At 40.0% G+C, this 15,678-nt stretch carries 16 protein-coding genes and 1 other RNA gene; 4 read left to right on the top strand and 13 right to left on the bottom strand.

Annotation, left to right across the window (positions count from 1 at the left end; genetic code table 11):
• Positions 1-6: 6 nt before the first annotated feature.
• From mraY to rsmI, 13 genes are all read right to left on the bottom strand, one after another.
• Positions 7-1,086, bottom strand: a complete 1,080-nt coding sequence (gene mraY / locus GJS41_RS04615) for a phospho-N-acetylmuramoyl-pentapeptide-transferase (RefSeq protein ID WP_154246144.1) — start codon at positions 1,084-1,086, stop codon at positions 7-9.
• Positions 1,080-2,486, bottom strand: a complete 1,407-nt coding sequence (murF, locus tag GJS41_RS04620; protein WP_154246145.1) for a UDP-N-acetylmuramoyl-tripeptide--D-alanyl-D-alanine ligase — start codon at positions 2,484-2,486, stop codon at positions 1,080-1,082. Before murF ends, mraY begins: the two co-directional genes overlap by 7 nt.
• Complete coding sequence (locus GJS41_RS04625; RefSeq protein WP_154246146.1) at positions 2,483-4,054, bottom strand: UDP-N-acetylmuramoyl-L-alanyl-D-glutamate--2,6-diaminopimelate ligase; 1,572 nt, start codon at positions 4,052-4,054, stop codon at positions 2,483-2,485. The genes murF and GJS41_RS04625 overlap by 4 nt, the downstream gene beginning before the upstream one ends.
• The gene (locus GJS41_RS04630) at positions 4,047-5,786 is read right to left on the bottom strand and encodes a peptidoglycan D,D-transpeptidase FtsI family protein (protein ID WP_370515623.1); all 1,740 of its coding nucleotides are present in this window, start codon (positions 5,784-5,786) and stop codon (positions 4,047-4,049) included. The genes GJS41_RS04625 and GJS41_RS04630 overlap by 8 nt, the downstream gene beginning before the upstream one ends.
• Positions 5,787-5,788: 2 nt before the next feature.
• Positions 5,789-6,127 (bottom strand): cell division protein FtsL, encoded by a 339-nt coding sequence (gene ftsL / locus GJS41_RS04635; RefSeq protein WP_154246147.1) that lies wholly within the window; start codon positions 6,125-6,127, stop codon positions 5,789-5,791.
• 5 nt (positions 6,128-6,132) lie between these two features.
• Positions 6,133-7,119 carry a 16S rRNA (cytosine(1402)-N(4))-methyltransferase RsmH gene (gene rsmH, locus GJS41_RS04640; protein WP_154246148.1) on the bottom strand — a complete coding sequence of 329 codons (987 nt, stop codon included), beginning with the start codon at positions 7,117-7,119 and terminating at the stop codon, positions 6,133-6,135.
• A gap of 2 nt (positions 7,120-7,121) precedes the next feature.
• Positions 7,122-7,577, bottom strand: a complete 456-nt coding sequence (mraZ, locus tag GJS41_RS04645; protein WP_154246149.1) for a division/cell wall cluster transcriptional repressor MraZ — start codon at positions 7,575-7,577, stop codon at positions 7,122-7,124.
• Positions 7,578-7,893: 316 nt separating this feature from the next.
• On the bottom strand, positions 7,894-8,421 hold the full coding sequence (locus tag GJS41_RS04650) for a DUF1569 domain-containing protein (protein WP_154246150.1): 528 nt from the start codon (positions 8,419-8,421) through the stop codon (positions 7,894-7,896).
• A 10-nt stretch (positions 8,422-8,431) separates the two neighbouring features.
• Positions 8,432-9,055, bottom strand: a complete 624-nt coding sequence (locus GJS41_RS04655) for a hypothetical protein (protein WP_154246151.1) — start codon at positions 9,053-9,055, stop codon at positions 8,432-8,434.
• Between the two features lie 26 nt (positions 9,056-9,081).
• An RNA gene (gene rnpB / locus GJS41_RS04660) (RNase P RNA component class A) lies at positions 9,082-9,448 on the bottom strand.
• A gap of 108 nt (positions 9,449-9,556) precedes the next feature.
• Positions 9,557-9,829 carry a hypothetical protein gene (locus GJS41_RS04665; protein WP_195758340.1) on the bottom strand — a complete coding sequence of 91 codons (273 nt, stop codon included), beginning with the start codon at positions 9,827-9,829 and terminating at the stop codon, positions 9,557-9,559.
• A gap of 696 nt (positions 9,830-10,525) precedes the next feature.
• Positions 10,526-11,029: a hypothetical protein gene (locus GJS41_RS04670; RefSeq protein ID WP_154246153.1), complete on the bottom strand. Its 504-nt coding sequence runs from the start codon at positions 11,027-11,029 to the stop codon at positions 10,526-10,528.
• Positions 11,030-11,158: 129 nt separating this feature from the next.
• Positions 11,159-12,013 carry a 16S rRNA (cytidine(1402)-2'-O)-methyltransferase gene (gene rsmI, locus GJS41_RS04675; protein ID WP_154246154.1) on the bottom strand — a complete coding sequence of 285 codons (855 nt, stop codon included), beginning with the start codon at positions 12,011-12,013 and terminating at the stop codon, positions 11,159-11,161.
• A 333-nt stretch (positions 12,014-12,346) separates the two neighbouring features.
• Here rsmI and GJS41_RS04680 point away from each other — a divergent pair, with 333 nt between their 5' ends.
• Genes GJS41_RS04680 through GJS41_RS04695 form a run of 4 tightly spaced genes read left to right on the top strand, consistent with a single transcriptional unit; the run spans position 12,347 to position 15,675 of the window.
• Positions 12,347-14,185, top strand: coding sequence for a penicillin-binding protein activator (locus GJS41_RS04680; RefSeq protein WP_154246155.1), 1,839 nt, complete (start codon positions 12,347-12,349; stop codon positions 14,183-14,185).
• Positions 14,186-14,206: 21 nt separating this feature from the next.
• Entirely contained in the window at positions 14,207-14,602 is a 396-nt protein-coding gene (locus GJS41_RS04685; protein WP_154246156.1) for a YraN family protein, read from the top strand.
• A 31-nt stretch (positions 14,603-14,633) separates the two neighbouring features.
• Positions 14,634-15,218, top strand: a complete 585-nt coding sequence (locus tag GJS41_RS04690) for a phosphoheptose isomerase (RefSeq protein ID WP_154246157.1) — start codon at positions 14,634-14,636, stop codon at positions 15,216-15,218.
• A gap of 4 nt (positions 15,219-15,222) precedes the next feature.
• Positions 15,223-15,675 carry a hypothetical protein gene (locus GJS41_RS04695; RefSeq protein ID WP_154246158.1) on the top strand — a complete coding sequence of 151 codons (453 nt, stop codon included), beginning with the start codon at positions 15,223-15,225 and terminating at the stop codon, positions 15,673-15,675.
• Positions 15,676-15,678 lie beyond the last annotated feature (3 nt).

The following is a 15,678-nucleotide window of genomic DNA, read 5'->3' on the forward strand; positions in this document are numbered from 1 at the left end:
AATCGATTAACGAAGTTTTAGGGTTGCCAATCCAACCAGTACCAACATCAGCGAAATAATCCAGAAGCGCACAATGACTCGTGGCTCTGGCCAACCTTTGAGTTCGTAATGATGATGCAATGGCGCCATTTTAAAAATTCTTTTACCCGTTAATTTGTAAGAGCCTACTTGTAAGATGACTGAAACCGTTTCAATCACAAATACACCGCCCATAATAAATAGCACCAATTCCTGTCTTACTAAAACCGCAATGGTGCCTAATGCCGCACCTAAGCCTAAAGCTCCTACATCACCCATAAATACTTGTGCTGGATAGGTGTTAAACCATAAGAAACCAAGACCTGCACCTACAATCGCTGCGCAGAAAACAATTAACTCACCTACCCCTTGAATATATGGGATCTGTAAGTATTCAGAGAAGATTTGGTTACCCGTTAAGTAAGCGAAAATACCTAGACCGCCAGCCACTAGTACCGTTGGCAAAATGGCCAGGCCATCTAAGCCGTCAGTTAAATTCACTGCATTGCTGGTACCTACAATCACAAAGTAGGCTAAGAAGATAAATAAAATACCTAACTGCGGGGCTACATCTTTAAAGAATGGGACTAGCAATTGTGTTTCTACAGGGCTTGCGGTATAGAATAAGTAAATTGCAATACCAGCACCTAATACTGATTGCCATAAATATTTCCACCGAGCGATTAATCCTTTAGGATCTTTACGCACTAATTTGATGTAATCGTCTGCTAATCCCACTAATCCAAAACCTACAATCGCCACAATACAGACCCATAAATAACGACTCTCTAAATCACCCCAAAGTAGAGCACTCAACACAATTGCTACAATTATTAATGCGCCACCCATAGTCGGGGTTCCCGCTTTAACTAAATGGCTTTGAGGTCCATCGTCGCGCACCGTTTGTCCAATTTGATATGAACTTAATTTGCGAATCATTGTTGGACCAACTAATAATGAAATCCCAAGCGCGGTTAACACACTCAAAATTCCGCGCATGGTTAAATATTGAAAGACATTAAAGCCTGAATAATATTGTGATAAATATTCCGCCAACCAGGTTAGCATTGTGAACCTCCCCCAAAAGTTTTTTGTTGCACATCCTGATTGTTGTTTTGTTTGGCTTCTATTGCAGCCACCACCCTTTCCATTCGCGCACTTCTTGAACCTTTCACTAATACTTGTGACTTGACACTCAATTGTAATGCTAAATAATCGATTAAAGTTTCAACCCTATCGAAGTGACGTGCGCCTTTGCCAAAAGCATTTCCAGCAAATTGACTTAAACCACCCACTGAATACAAATGATCAATATTTTTATCTTTAGCATAAACACCCACTTCTTGGTGGTATGCAACACTGTCTTCGCCTAATTCAGCCATATCACCTAACACTAAAATTTTTGTACCTTGCCAATTGGATAAAACATCCACTGCTACTTTTACTGATTGCACACTAGCGTTATAAGTATCATCAATGACAGAGCTACCATGAATACCTTTTAAACGGTTTAAGCGACCTTTGACGACTCCTGAACTTAACAATCCTGATTGAATATGTTCATAATCAATACCTACTGAAAAAGTTAGCGCTGCAGCAACCAATGCATTTGATACTTGATGCTCTCCTGGAACATTTACTCTAATATTAAAAACATTGCTTTGATGTTGCATTTCGAACTCTGCACATAAATCTTCGTTTAGCTTTATATTGTGCGCATAAAAATCGGCAGAATTGTGACGAGAAACAGTTACTTTATGGAAATCTTCCGTATTCAAATAATCTTCTGAAAATTCCGAATCTAAATTTACGATACCAATACCTTCTTTGGACAAGGCTTGGTATATTTCGCCTTTGGCTTTAGCAACCCCTTCAATAGAGCCAAAACCCTCAATGTGTGCAGGTGCGACGTTATTGACTACAGTTACGTCGGGTTCCGCAATCAAGCAGCAATAGGCAATTTCACCTATATGGTTTGCCCCCATCTCAACCACCGCGAACTTTTCCTTACCCGTAAGCCTTAGTAAAGTTAATGGCACACCAATGTGATTATTAAAGTTTCCAAGAGTCGACAAGACTTCTTTCGCGCTAGTTGCACTCTGTAAAATTGTTGCAACCATTTCTTTAACGCTGGTTTTGCCTGCACTACCTGTAATGCCAATGACTTTTGGATTAACCTGTTTTCTTACATAGTTAGCTAAAAGGCCTAAACTTTTCTCGGTATCTGAAACTTTTATTTGTGGTAAATTCGAATCAACTTCTTGCGATACCATAAGCGCAATAGCGCCTTGCGTTTCAGCTTGTTTAACAAACTTATGAGCATCAAAGTTTTCACCTTTTAAAGCCACAAATAGGCTATCGGCAACAGCATTTCGTGTATCGGTAAATACTTCTGAAATGACGGTATCGCTTCCTATTAATTCTCCATTCACTGCATCAGCAATAACCGAAAGAGGCAAACTAATCATGAATGCGCCTCCAGAATATTTGCAACGGTATCAATATCGCTGTAGTGATGTTTTACAGAGCCTATCTCTTGATAATCTTCATGTCCTTTACCAGCGACTAACACCATATCCATGGCTGTTGATGATGCATAAGCATTCTCAATCGCTGCTTTTCTGGATGCAATATACGGTATTGTCTGATCACTAAAGCCATCTCTGATCATCTCAACGATCAACTCAGGAGCTTCAGTTCTTGGATTATCATCCGTGATGATAATTTGCTGTGCATTTTTTTCAGCAACCATTCCCATCATCGAGCGCTTGCTGCTATCTCGGTCGCCTCCACAACCAAAGATGCACCATAAATCACCTTGGCAATGATGATTTAACGTCTGCAGAGCTTTTTCTAAAGCATCAGGTGTATGCGCATAGTCCACCACAAAAGTAGCAGCGTTTTTGCAGCTAAATTGTTGCATACGACCTTTAACAGGTTTAGCAGCATTCAATGCAACTAGGAACTTATTTAAGTCGCCTTCTATAGAGCCTAAAATACCTGCAACAGCTAATAAATTAGACAAATTAAAATCACCTAATAAACGGCTGTTGATTCGACCTGTACCCCAGGGAGTCATCAGATCAGCGTTGATTCCGTTTAAAGTAAACTCTTCATTCGAACTTTCAATCCAGCCTTCTATCTTTCGAACTAATTGTTTATCTAACAAATCTTTATTGCGAGTGTAAGCCACTTTTTTAGCGATAATTTCTTCATCTAACAGTAAACGTTGTCCATACAAATCATCTGCATTGATCACAACTGTTTGTATTTCATCTCTTATGAAGAGCTTTCTTTTAGCTAAGAAGTATGACTCCATATCTCCATGATATTCAAGATGGTCATGACTTAAATTGCTAAACACTGCAATACTATAATTTAAACCTGATACTCTGGCTTGATCTAAGCCATGCGATGACACTTCCATGCAAAGATGATGGCAGGCTTTGTTTAAATACTCAGCTGCTTTGGCTTGAAGAGTTACAGGATCAGAAGTGGTATTTGTCGTCACTTCTAAATTATCTATTTGCCCATTTCCTAGTGTGCTCAACAGCAAAGTTGGCTTTTGCATAAACTCAAACGCTTGTGCTGCCAAGTAGCAAATACTTGTTTTACCATTGGTTCCAGTGACCCCAACTAAGGACATTTTCTTTGTTGGTGAGCCATAATATTTCCCAGCTATTTGGCTAACTTTGTCTCTTAAGTTGGGTACTGGAACGATTTTGATAGCTTTGTACTCATAGGCTATCACTTGCTGGTTGTCATCAAGCAAGACTTCAAATTCTTTTGCAAAACCCTCTAAGCTTTTGACTTCTGCTAATACTAAAATTGCACCGTTTTCTATAGCCGATTTAATAAACTTTCGACCATCAGTTTCTTCGCCTGGATAGGCCATAAACAAAAAACCCTGCTCCACTGAACGGCTATCGATAGTTAAACCAGCTATGTCTATATGCTTGAGTTCAAGGGCTTTAACAACACTCTTTTCAACAAAGTGTTTCAGCACTTTTTTTGCATTAGTTATTAGGTTAGTCATGACTGACACCTCCTACTGCAAATGCTTTTACCGTTTGCTGGTCTGGTGCAACGTTCATCAAATCTAATGCTTTGTCGGCCACTTCAGAAAAAATTGGTGCAGATACTGTGCCACCGTAATAGGCATCGCCTGCTGGCTCATCAACCATAACCACGATCGCTAACCTTGGAGCTGTTGCCGGTACCAAACCTGCAAATACCGTAACGTACTCGTCACCATAACCGCCGGTTTTTGCAACTTTTCTAGCTGTACCTGTTTTTCCCGCTACTCGATAACCTTCCACTCTTGCCTTTGTACCTGTACCACCATCAGCAACTACATTTTCCATCATGCTCACAACTTCTTGAGCGATGGTCGAATCAATTACTTGTTCACCTTGCTCTAAACCATTTTGCTTGATGATAGTTAAAGGTCGTTTTATTCCATTCGCACCTAATACACTGTAAGCCTGTGCTAATTGAATAGAGCTCACCTGAAAACCGTAGCCAAACGAGAATGTCGCTTTTTCTATATCGGACCAATTATCTCTTGGCCGAAGGACACCTTTGGTTTCACCTTGCACGCCCAAGCCAGTGGACTTACCAAACCCAACCTTATAAAAACTGTTCAAAAACTCTTGATCAGATAAACTTAATGCAAGTCGACTTACTCCCATGTTGCTGGATTTTTTTATGATCCCACCCAAATCTAGAACGCCATAATTTCTTGGGTCTCTGACCGTTTTTCTATTCAATTTCATACGACCTGGAGAAGTATCAATGGTTGATTGCGGCTGATACTTACCGCTCTCTAAAGCACTTACAATAGTCAATGGCTTTACCGTAGAGCCCGGCTCAAATAAATCGGTAATTGCACGATTCCGAGTCATATTTGGAAAGCGTGAATCTGAGCGATTAGGATTAAAAGAAGGCTGACTTGCCATGGCTAATACTTCGCCAGTATCGACATCGACTACAACTACCGAGCCACCTTTAGCATTATGATTCAATACTGTTTTTTTCAATTCACGATATGCTACCGCTTGGATTCGAGAATCGATACTCAATTGCAAATCATTGCCTTGCTCTGCTTCCGCCAATACACCGCGCTCTTCAACTACTCGGCGATATAAATCAACCACCACTTTTTCTTTTCCTGGCTGCCCCGTCAAATAGCTATCAAAAGCTTTCTCAACACCTTCTAAGCCCTTGTCATCCACGCCAGTAAAGCCGACTAAATTTGCCGTGACCTCCGCACTTGGATAATACCGGCGGTACTCAGATTTCAAGTTCACACCATTTATCGCTAAACGCTTTATAAATACCGCATTATTAGGATCTAGGTGTCTTTCTAACCACACGAAGCGCCTGTCAGCTCTATCTAAAATCCATTTTGATAATTCTTTCTCATCCCGATTAAGTGCTTTAGCAAAACCTTTCCATGCAGGACTTGTTAAAACTGATTTATCTTTCAACAAAGTTTTAGGGTCAATCCATAATGATTCAATGGGAACAGACCGAGCTAACTCTTCACCGTTTCTATCTAGAATTAATCCACGGTGTGAAGAAATACCCTTAACTCGAATCGAGCGTGACTCACCGGCTTTAGCTAAATCAGTTGCATTCCAAACTTGTAAATAAGCAGTTCTAATTATTAAACCAATAAAGCATGCAGACACCACAAACAGCATGGTGACGTATCGCCACTTGCAATCAGGTACTGTCATAATTTTTCGGTTACGTATTTTCTTCACAATTAGTTTTCTTTCTTTATTTCAATAATGACTTCAGAATTTTTATCTAAATGCTTCATTTTTAATTTTTCTATCGCAATTTTTTCAATACGACTATGCTCTGCTAACGCACTTTGTTCTAACCGTAGCTTTTGCCAGTTCAGATCGAGTGCCGTTTGTTCATCTTGCAATTTATTTAACTCACTAGTAGCAATTCGAAATTGATGTGTTTGATTAGCTACTAAAATTGCTGAATACACCACTAATGCGCCGATAAAGATTAATCCAAAACGTCGGCTAAAAGCCGCCACCAAACTATAGAACGGCCATAAACGGTTGGTTTCACTGTTTACTTTAGCCATAATAGTTAACCTATTTTTTCCGCCACTCGCATGACAGCACTTCGCGCACGATTATTACGAGCCAACTCTTCTTCTCCAGCTTTAACAAATTTGCCGACTTTTTTCATACGACGCTCGATCATGTCTTCAGTAATAGGCAATCCTGCTGGAAAATCTTTGCCTTTTTCTTGGTCTCGAATAAACTGTTTTACAATACGGTCTTCTAAGGAGTGAAAACTGATAGCGACAATTCTTCCGCCAATCGATAATGATTCTAGTGATTGCTCTAACACTGCTTTCAAATCATCCAGTTCGCTATTGACAGCAATACGAATAGCTTGAAAACAACGCGTTGCAGGATGCTTATGCTTTTCCCAGCGTGGATGTGCTTCTGAAATAATATTGGCTAATTTTTTTGTGCTATCGATCGTTTCTTGTTGACGCTTTTCGCAAATAATTCGAGCGATCCGCTTGGCATATCGTTCTTCACCATAAGCCTTAAAGACAAATATCATGTCTTCTTCTTTAGTCAACGCAATCCATTCTTGCGCCGTGATTCCTTTATTAGAATTCATCCGCATATCTAAAGGACCATCATTCATAAAGCTAAAGCCACGCTCAGCTTGATCCAACTGCGGAGAAGAAACGCCAAGGTCCATTAAAATTCCATCAACTTTTCCTGACCATCCACGTTTTTCAATTTCTTGAGATAATAAAGAAAAGCTGTCATGGACTATTTCAAATCGCGGATCTTGATCTGCTAATTCATTGGCGACAGCAATGGCCTGTGGATCTTTATCGAATGCTAAGAGGCGAGACTTTTGACCTAATTTGGAAAGCAGATGGCGACTATGGCCTCCTCGGCCAAAAGTACAATCAATAAAGATACCATTTATCTTTTGTGAGCTTTCACTGCTGCCTATTGTATCGTTACCAGGCAGTTGCTTACCTTGCACGAGAGCCTCCACTGCTTCGTTAAGTAGAACTGCATCATGTGGCTGTTGAGGGTTCATCGTTAGAAGCTCAACTCCGGTAAACTATCCGGATCCAATGGCATTTCAGCCATCGCCGCCACATCGTCACTAATTTTCTGGTGCCAGTTTTCTTCTTTCCAAATTTGGAAAGTGTTTCCCTGACCGGCAAGCATCAACTCTTTTTCAAGTTGCGCATGCTCTCTTAACACTGGCGGTAATAAAATCCGGCCATTCCCATCAATTTCATGCTCTGAAGCATGGCCAAGCAACATTCGCTTTACTCGGCGTTGCATGGGATGAGTGCTAGAGAAACTTTCTAGTTTGGATTCCAATTGCTCCCAATGAGGCAATGGGAACAATAAAAGACAAGGATCAATCAAATCAATGGTGACCACAATTTGATTAGCGCAGACATCATGAAAACGCTGACGGTATTTCGCTGGTATTGCGATCCGTCCTTTTGCGTCCATATTGATGGCACTTGCGCCTCTAAACATTATAATAACCCATTGTTTTATTTAAATTTTAAGGAAAAAGCTTGTTGCAAATAGCCATTTTAGAGTGTTAAAACTAACTGCGATCCACTTTATGACACTTTTTCCCACTTCTCGCCACTATAGGAGTTTGATTACTTTTTTGCAAGTAAATTAGCTTCTAAAAATGTGAAAAATGTCTTTATTTTCCAAAGACTTAGCCAACGTTAGTGAGCGCACACAAACTAAGAAAAATAAATTTGTTATTTTTCATTTGATTACGGATATAAGTTAGAAACTACTTTAAGTTAGGGAAATTTTAAGATAAGGAATTCTTTATTTAGGTCCGAATTTCTGACCAATGATTCAATAAATGCATAACATGCGCGATTTCGTAATCGCGCTTATTGAGTTTGCCGTATGCAAAATGCTGCTGCAATTGTCCGGGATAGGTTTCAAAAGCTTGAAAAGCAGACTTCAGGTTGAAGATGGCCTCTTCGATAGTTTTTGAAGCATTCGGATATAAGGCACCGGGGATTTCTTCGGCTAAATTATGACTCATAGCGCCATTGGCTTTAAATAGAGCAAATGCGCTAGTGCCAATGGTACTTTTAAACGCAGATGATTTATGCTCAGGAAAGCCGATCATCGAGAACTCAATGCTTTTAGCACAGTGATCAAAAATATGCGTCAACTTCCATTGACCATTTGACTGAATGGTTGTGCTATCGATGGAGTCTAAAAGATCCAATGCAAGCTCAACTCTAAGCTTATCTGAAGCGCTAGAAAGCTGAGTCCATGTAAACCCTGCGCCCGCTAATGCCGCAACAGAAATACCAGTACCTAGTAAAAATTTTCTACGATTCATTCAAAGCCAATTACGGAATAAAGATAAGAGATTCTGTCGGCGTGTGGGAAGTCGAACCACCAATTTGATTAAACCTGAAATCATCTTCAAAAGCTTTAATAATTGAGTTCTTAGAGATCGAAGGATACTTATCTAGAAAAAGCTGTGAATCTCGGTGGTAGGCATTTATATGGAATACATTAGCATCTACTTGCCACATGGCGGTGGACTTTGCTGAATCGAAATGATAATTACCAATATATACAACCTTTCCTGCATCAACATTAAATTCAATGTCAATTGGTTCAGATGAGGAATTATTATAACTGCCAGAATTAACTCCCCATCTGAATACTTTGTATTTACCCGCAGGCATTTTGATAGCAAATAATTTTCCTTTGGCATCTTTACTATCAATATCTTTTGTTTCAAACAAACTGGCAGGAGTACCATAAGCAAACTTTACAAACTCACGCTTAGTTGGTGTTCCAAAAGTTAAACTATAATCAGAAATGACTCCATCGACAGTAAGAGTTAAAAAGACTAAACCTTCATTTGAGCTTTTATTTAATTGATAATTTTTACTGACATTAGATACGGCGCAACCTTGAAATAGAAGCACTGCAAATAAAATTACGGATAATTTAAAGTTCATGATCAATCCTGCAGATTATTGTGAATAAGTGAAGCTGGCCGATAAGCCGGATTCTGTCGTGGACAGTCATTCGTCTAGGCCATTGATCACTCAATGGCTCCAGCAACCTACCCGATTCCAACGCGAGCCACGCCGTACGGAATCCTATTTGGTCTTGCTTCAGGTGGGGTTTACCTCGCCATATACTGTTACCAGCAATGCGGTGCGCTCTTACCGCACCATTTCAACCTTACCTGTGAACACTAAAGTGAACCATCGGCGGTATATTTTCTGCTGCACTTGCCGTCGACTTTCGCCGCCCAGGCGTTACCTGGCACCCTGCTCTATGAAGTCCGGACTTTCCTCTCTCTTTTTACCCGAAGATAAAAGGACAGCGACTGTCTGGCCAGCTTCTGTGCGGAATTTTCCGCACTTAAGGGTAAAAACGCAAGCTATAATTGAATTAATGTCAGGCATAAAAAAAGCCCAAAAAATGGGCTTTTCAATATTATTTGTAGGACGTTAGCGTCTTTTAACGAAAATACTGGTCACGTTAGAGCCTTTTAAAGACAGTTGCTCTACTGGTTCATCTGCTTCAACTTCAGATTGATAGTAGTTTCGGTTTTTTTGAACATGTTGATCGAGTTTACGCACCCACTGAATAGCATGATTGGTCTTATGCACATCATCGTAACGACCATTAACCGCTTCAGCATATTCCATAATCAATTGTTTTGCTTCTATTTCAGCTGGAGTTTCTATTTCATCAGACACAGGTCTATCTAAAGCAGACAATATTGTATACCCTCGGTCCTGCGTTTTAGCGAACAGATAACCTTTGATAAAAACAAAAAGGCTTACCCCCATTATCGCTAAAGGTGTAATGATTAGTATTAAATCTGTCATCATTTCTATAATTTTATTTGAATCTCTTTATAAATCAATGCTTAGCCGACATACGACTTCGTATAGACTTTACCAGAAGTAAGGCTATAGGTGCAAATAAATATGCAATTATAAGCCAGTTTACTGCGGTACTACCTACTGAATAGATTGATTTGAAAAATGACCACTCAGTATAATGCCTTTCAAAATATCGACCTACTTCAAGAGTAACAACACCTAAAATTAAAAAACTTATGGGCACAGTAACTTTTTGTAGGTTTGGATATCTCTTTGTTTCTCTAGCTATAATGTAAATCAATAACAAAGAAATCGTAGCCCAAGTTAAATACCAAAGGTATTCTGCGTAAGGAAGCTTTAAAACACTTGTAAAAATTAGCCTTGAAAAAAGTTCGATCGCTAAAATATATATAGTCACTCTGAACAAAGGCATTACATTTTGTAATAAGTAAATTAGAGTTATTATTATTAGTGCCAATAGATAACTATCTATAAAGCTAAGTGCAACCTCTAAATTCATAAAAGCTAACTAACGGTTAAAAAGCACATTCTGTATATGATACACCGAAAGCTATATCGTTCGTACCACTAAACTAATACTTTAGGCTCAACACCACCGCCGCCTACTGCTATCGGCTCAACACCACCGCCGCCTACTGCTATCGGCTCAACACCGCCGCCGCCTACTGCTATCGGCTCAACACCACCGCCGCCTACTGCTATCGGCTCAACACCGCCGCCGCCTACTGCTATCGGCTCAACACCGCCGCCGCCTACTGCTACCGGCTCAACACCACCGCCGCCAACTGCTATCGGCTCAACACCGCCGCCGCCTACTGCTATCGGCTCAACACCGCCGCCGCCTACTGCTACCGGCTCAACACCGCCGCCGCCTACTGCTACCGGCTCAACACCGCCGCCTCCAACTGCTATCGGCTCAACACCGCCGCCGCCTACTGCTATCGGCTCAACACCGCCGCCATCTACTGCTACCGGCTCAACACCGTCTTCGAAAGTTTGAGCAGAAAGATTGAAAGATAAAGAACAACTGCTGACAATCAAAGTTGCCACGAATAAATTACGGATATTCATGAATTAAGCCCCTAAGCTATATGAGAAGTAGTTAATATAATAAAGGGCTAAGGTAACACAACATTTGTAAAATAAATGTTAACTGTTGGGAATTTTTACACTCAACCCATTGATTTTATGAGCGTAATGTTATAAAGAGGACTCTTTTAAATCCAATGCTATTTGATATATTTCTTTTTTAGATATGCCGGTAAAATTAGAGACTATTTTGCTGGCTTTGTTTGGCGGTAATTCTTTCAGCAACTCTTTTAGTAAGCGCTCACTATCAATGCTTGCATTATTTGCTTTTTTATCTACTCCCGATATCATCAAGACAAATTCGCCCTTCGATTGGTTATGATCTTGTTCTAATATGTCGACCAATTCAATCAAGGGAGCATCTAGAATAGTTTCAAAGGTTTTTGTGAGCTCTCTAGCCACTACCGCATGCCTATTACCTAAGGTTTCTAGAGCATCTTGGAGACTGGCAGCAATACGATGGGAAGATTCATAAAAAACCATCGTTTCGGTTCTATTTCCCAATTCTAGATATCGTTGTTTACGAGAACTGGATTTTGCCGGTAAAAACCCAAAAAAACTGAAGCTATCGGTAGGTAAACCAGCAACAGACAAGGCTGTAATAATAGCGCTAGGACCAGGAACAGGGCTCACCTTATAACCTTGTTCGCGCAAAGCTCTCACCAACTTAAAGCCAGGATCGCTAATTAAGGGAGTTCCTGCGTCCGAAATAAGTGCAATAGACTCATTGGCATCCAACTTGGCAGCAATTTGGGCAACCCGACTTTCTTCATTGTGCTCATGCAAAGATATCATGGGCGTATTAATCCCATAATGCTGACATAATCGCTGACTATGGCGAGTATCTTCAGCCGCAATTAGAACCACTTGCTTTAAAGTTTCAATCGCTCGGGCAGAAATATCTTCTATATTCCCAATCGGGGTTGCTACCACGTAGAGGCAGGCTGAATTTAAATCATTCTTCATGGCGACTCATACATAATGAACTAGTTAATAGTGACTCTTGTTAAAGGTTTATTCATAAAGTTTTAATACAATAAGGCTTTAAAAGTCTGATATCAGACAACATTAGTAAGGTGTAAAAAACTGCGAACTTTTTGGATACGAGTCCGAAAAGTCGATTACTACCTTTGCCTAAATTGTTAATAGAGCTTAGAATATCAATGAATAGATAGGCAACATAACTTCTTCATTTATTTGTTATTTTACCCGACATTGCGAGTCATAGGAATGATAAATAATTGGAACTTATACTAGACTTTATAAGTCAGTAACTAATATCAACCTGAGTATATAAGCATGACCAAAAACCACGCTTGCAAAGCTTTTATTATCAGCCTCAGCATCTTTTTGCTCGCGGCTTGCGTTACGAATCAACAAAGTAAACGCAGTAACTCGAATATTTACGGCGCTAGCTCAGGTGAATCGGCAGAGTTCTATTTAGCAGAAGCGCAAAAGTATGAAAATGACCAAGCCGCAAATTTCAAGCTAAAGGCTGCTTCTGTTTTCGCACAACAACAAAGATTTGAGCAAACCTATGAAACCATTGTTAGCTTTCAACCAACCCAACTAACTCCCAATAAGCGCAACGCATATTACCTATTGAAAGGCGAGTCAGCTTTAAGGCAACAAAAACCGTTCGAGGCAATTCGCGCATTACAATCCGTTACCAGTCCCGAGTTGCAAAGCCCTGCCTGGAATTTGCACTACCAACTAATTTCAGCGGATGCCTTACAAGCCAATCAAAGATACGTTGATGCTGCTATTACTCGAATTGAAGCCAAAGATTTAATTAAGGATAAATCTCAGTTTGAGCAACAAATGCAACTAGCTTGGCAAGAACTGTCTCAATCACCATTGGGCGCTCTTGAATCAAAACGCAGCCGTGCTGAAAGTTATGATGCAATGGCTTGGCTAGATCTTGCTATCACCAATCAACGCTTTGCAAATAATGCTAGGTTATTATCAGAAGGCTTAAACTCATGGAGCAAGACCTATCCTGAGCATCCAGCTTATCAATATCTATCTACAGAATCTATGACAGTTAGAGATATAGAATTTCTTGCACCCAAAAAAATCGCCTTAATAATTCCTTTGTCAGGCAGGTTTTCTAGTGTTGGTGGCGCCATTCGCGATGGCTTTTTAGCAGGTTATTTCCAAAGTCGTCAAATCCAAGGCGAACAGCCAGAAGTGGTGATTTATGACAGTGCTAATGGAGAATCTATTGAGCAGATTTATCAAAACGCAATGTTCGATGGCGTTGAAATGGTGGTAGGTCCTTTACTAAAAAATAATATCGATGAGCTAACTCGTTTTAACGAGCTGCCAATCCCAACTTTAGTACTTAATCGTTTAAGTAGCGATTTCGCGCCCGCCAATATGTATCAATTTGGCTTGCCAGTTGAAGATGAAGCAACCCAAATCGCCCGTTACGCCATGCGTAATGGTCAAACTAGGGCCTTCGTTATAGACGCCGAACCCAGCGTCGGTCAGCGTGCTATGCAAAGCTTCACTCAAGCTTATGAGGAGCTTGGCGGCACGGTAGTGCAAACCGCAACCATAGGCAGAAACCAAGATCCGAAAGAAGAAATTACTCGCTTACTAGGTGTGGACAAAGTTGAGCAGCGTACGGATGAATTGCAGAACTTATTAAACTTACCAATCGAATCTTCTGGTCATGGTAGTGCTAACGCCGATGCAATATTTTTGATTGCAAATGCCAAGCGTGCACGAATCATTAAGCCTTACTTAAATTATTATTACGCTTACAATTTACCGGTGTATGCCACTTCTAATATCTATAATGGTACTAGTAACACCCGCATTGATAATGATCTCTCAGGAATCAGATTTACCGACTCGCCTTGGATGCTATCCACAAACAAGGCCATCTCAAAGCTGAAAAATAACTTAGCAAAGACTTTACCCAGTAGCAGCAAAAACCTCGGCCGCTTCTTTGCATTAGGTCATGATGCTTTTATGGTGGTTCCCGAAATAGGACAACTATCAGCGCTTCCAGACTCCGCAATGGAAGGTATTAGCGGACTGTTAAGCATTGATTCCTATGGCCGAATTAAGCGCCAACTGGCTTGGGGACATTACGTTAAAGGTGAAGTGCAGAACTATATCGAAAGATAATGTATTCTTAAGACCTTGTTTATGGAAAAGGATAGCCAAGCGATAGGACAAGTAGCAGAAGCTTGGTGCAAAGATTATCTTTGTACCAAAGGGCTACAGTTTGTTGAACAGAACTACCACAGTCGCTTTGGCGAAATCGATCTGATTTTTTTAGACTGTAATAGCGACCCAGAAACTCTAGTATTTGTAGAAGTGCGTTATAGAGCTAACTCCGATTATGGAACTGGTTCTGAAACCGTTACTATTTATAAACAGCAGAAACTAATAAAAACTGCACAAGTTTTCTTACAAAAAGAACGGGGATTTCTCAACTATAATGCTCGATTTGATGTAGTATCGATTTCAAGTGCTAATGACAATAAAGAAAGTTTTGAAGCTGATTGGCAAAGCAATGCTTTTCAAGCCAACGCTTGGTAAACTAACAAAAACCTAAAGGCTTTTTCGATTTATGGTACAACGAATAAAAGACATTTTTACAGAAAGTATCCAAACAAAAATAGCAGCGGCTGATGCATTGCCTGAGTCTATTGCGCAAGCTGGTCAAATAATGGTGAGTGCTTTGCTGGCAGGAAATAAAATACTGACCTGTGGTAATGGTGGTTCTGCAGGCGATGCACAACACTTTTCTTCTGAGATGTTAAATCGATTTGAACGCGAACGCCCAAGCCTTCCGGCTATTGCTTTAACGACCGATACCGGAACTTTAACTTCCATCTCCAACGATTACAGTTTTAATGATATTTTCTCCAAACAAATTAGAGCACTCGGTCAGGCTGGCGATATATTGCTAGTATTTTCAACCAGCGGCAATTCGCGAAATGTGATCAATGCCATGGAAGCCGCTGTATCAAAAGATATGCTGATCGTAGGCTTAACAGGCAAAGATGGTGGCGAAATGGCTGGTTTATTTGGCGCTAACGATGTAGAGGTTAGGGTCCCGTCAAACTCTACCGCTAGAATTCAAGAAGTTCACCTAGTCGTCATTCATGCCTTATGTGATTTCATTGATAATGCTTTATTTGGACAGGCTTAATTAAATGAAAACATTATTTTTTATAACTTTTTTAATCATTCTAGCTAGTTGCTCAACAACAAAAGAAACGACACCAGTAGATTCTAAAAATCTTATTGAGCCTATTATCCCATCTTATTCCCTTAACTCTGTCCCAGTTTATCCAGGTTGTGATACCTCTATAAAAAATAAAGATTTGATAACATGTTTGTCTAAAGGGGTAGGGAATCATGTAAGAAGCAATTTCAATATGAATTATTTAATCAATAATAATATTCAAAAACGTAGAATCATTGCTTCATTTGTAATTAATAGTAACGGTAAAGTTGCAAAAGTCACTGCTAACGAAAAGAACCCTATATTATTAGCAGAAACAAAAAGAGTATTGTTTTCTATCCCTCGGATGATACCGGCAAAAAAAAATAACCAAAATGTCGCTACCTCTTTTGCACTCCCAATAACTTTAGTCTTAGAATAAAAC

Source organism: Kangiella sp. HZ709 (assembly GCF_009674675.1).
Lineage (GTDB): Bacteria > Pseudomonadota > Gammaproteobacteria > Enterobacterales > Kangiellaceae > Kangiella.

Coding starts and splice junctions, on each gene's coding strand:
- rsmI (WP_154246154.1), bottom strand. CDS start 12,013: ATGAAGAATGATTTAAATTCAGCCTGCCTCTACGTGGTAGCAACCCCG.
- ftsL (WP_154246147.1), bottom strand. CDS start 6,127: ATGGCTAAAGTAAACAGTGAAACCAACCGTTTATGGCCGTTCTATAGT.
- mraZ (WP_154246149.1), bottom strand. CDS start 7,577: ATGTTTAGAGGCGCAAGTGCCATCAATATGGACGCAAAAGGACGGATC.
- GJS41_RS04690 (WP_154246157.1), top strand. CDS start 14,634: ATGGTACAACGAATAAAAGACATTTTTACAGAAAGTATCCAAACAAAA.
- murF (WP_154246145.1), bottom strand. CDS start 2,486: ATGATTAGTTTGCCTCTTTCGGTTATTGCTGATGCAGTGAATGGAGAA.
- GJS41_RS04650 (WP_154246150.1), bottom strand. CDS start 8,421: ATGAATCGTAGAAAATTTTTACTAGGTACTGGTATTTCTGTTGCGGCA.
- GJS41_RS04625 (WP_154246146.1), bottom strand. CDS start 4,054: ATGACTAACCTAATAACTAATGCAAAAAAAGTGCTGAAACACTTTGTT.
- mraY (WP_154246144.1), bottom strand. CDS start 1,086: ATGCTAACCTGGTTGGCGGAATATTTATCACAATATTATTCAGGCTTT.
- GJS41_RS04695 (WP_154246158.1), top strand. CDS start 15,223: ATGAAAACATTATTTTTTATAACTTTTTTAATCATTCTAGCTAGTTGC.
- GJS41_RS04655 (WP_154246151.1), bottom strand. CDS start 9,055: ATGAACTTTAAATTATCCGTAATTTTATTTGCAGTGCTTCTATTTCAA.
- GJS41_RS04670 (WP_154246153.1), bottom strand. CDS start 11,029: ATGAATATCCGTAATTTATTCGTGGCAACTTTGATTGTCAGCAGTTGT.
- GJS41_RS04680 (WP_154246155.1), top strand. CDS start 12,347: ATGACCAAAAACCACGCTTGCAAAGCTTTTATTATCAGCCTCAGCATC.
- rsmH (WP_154246148.1), bottom strand. CDS start 7,119: ATGAACCCTCAACAGCCACATGATGCAGTTCTACTTAACGAAGCAGTG.
- GJS41_RS04685 (WP_154246156.1), top strand. CDS start 14,207: ATGGAAAAGGATAGCCAAGCGATAGGACAAGTAGCAGAAGCTTGGTGC.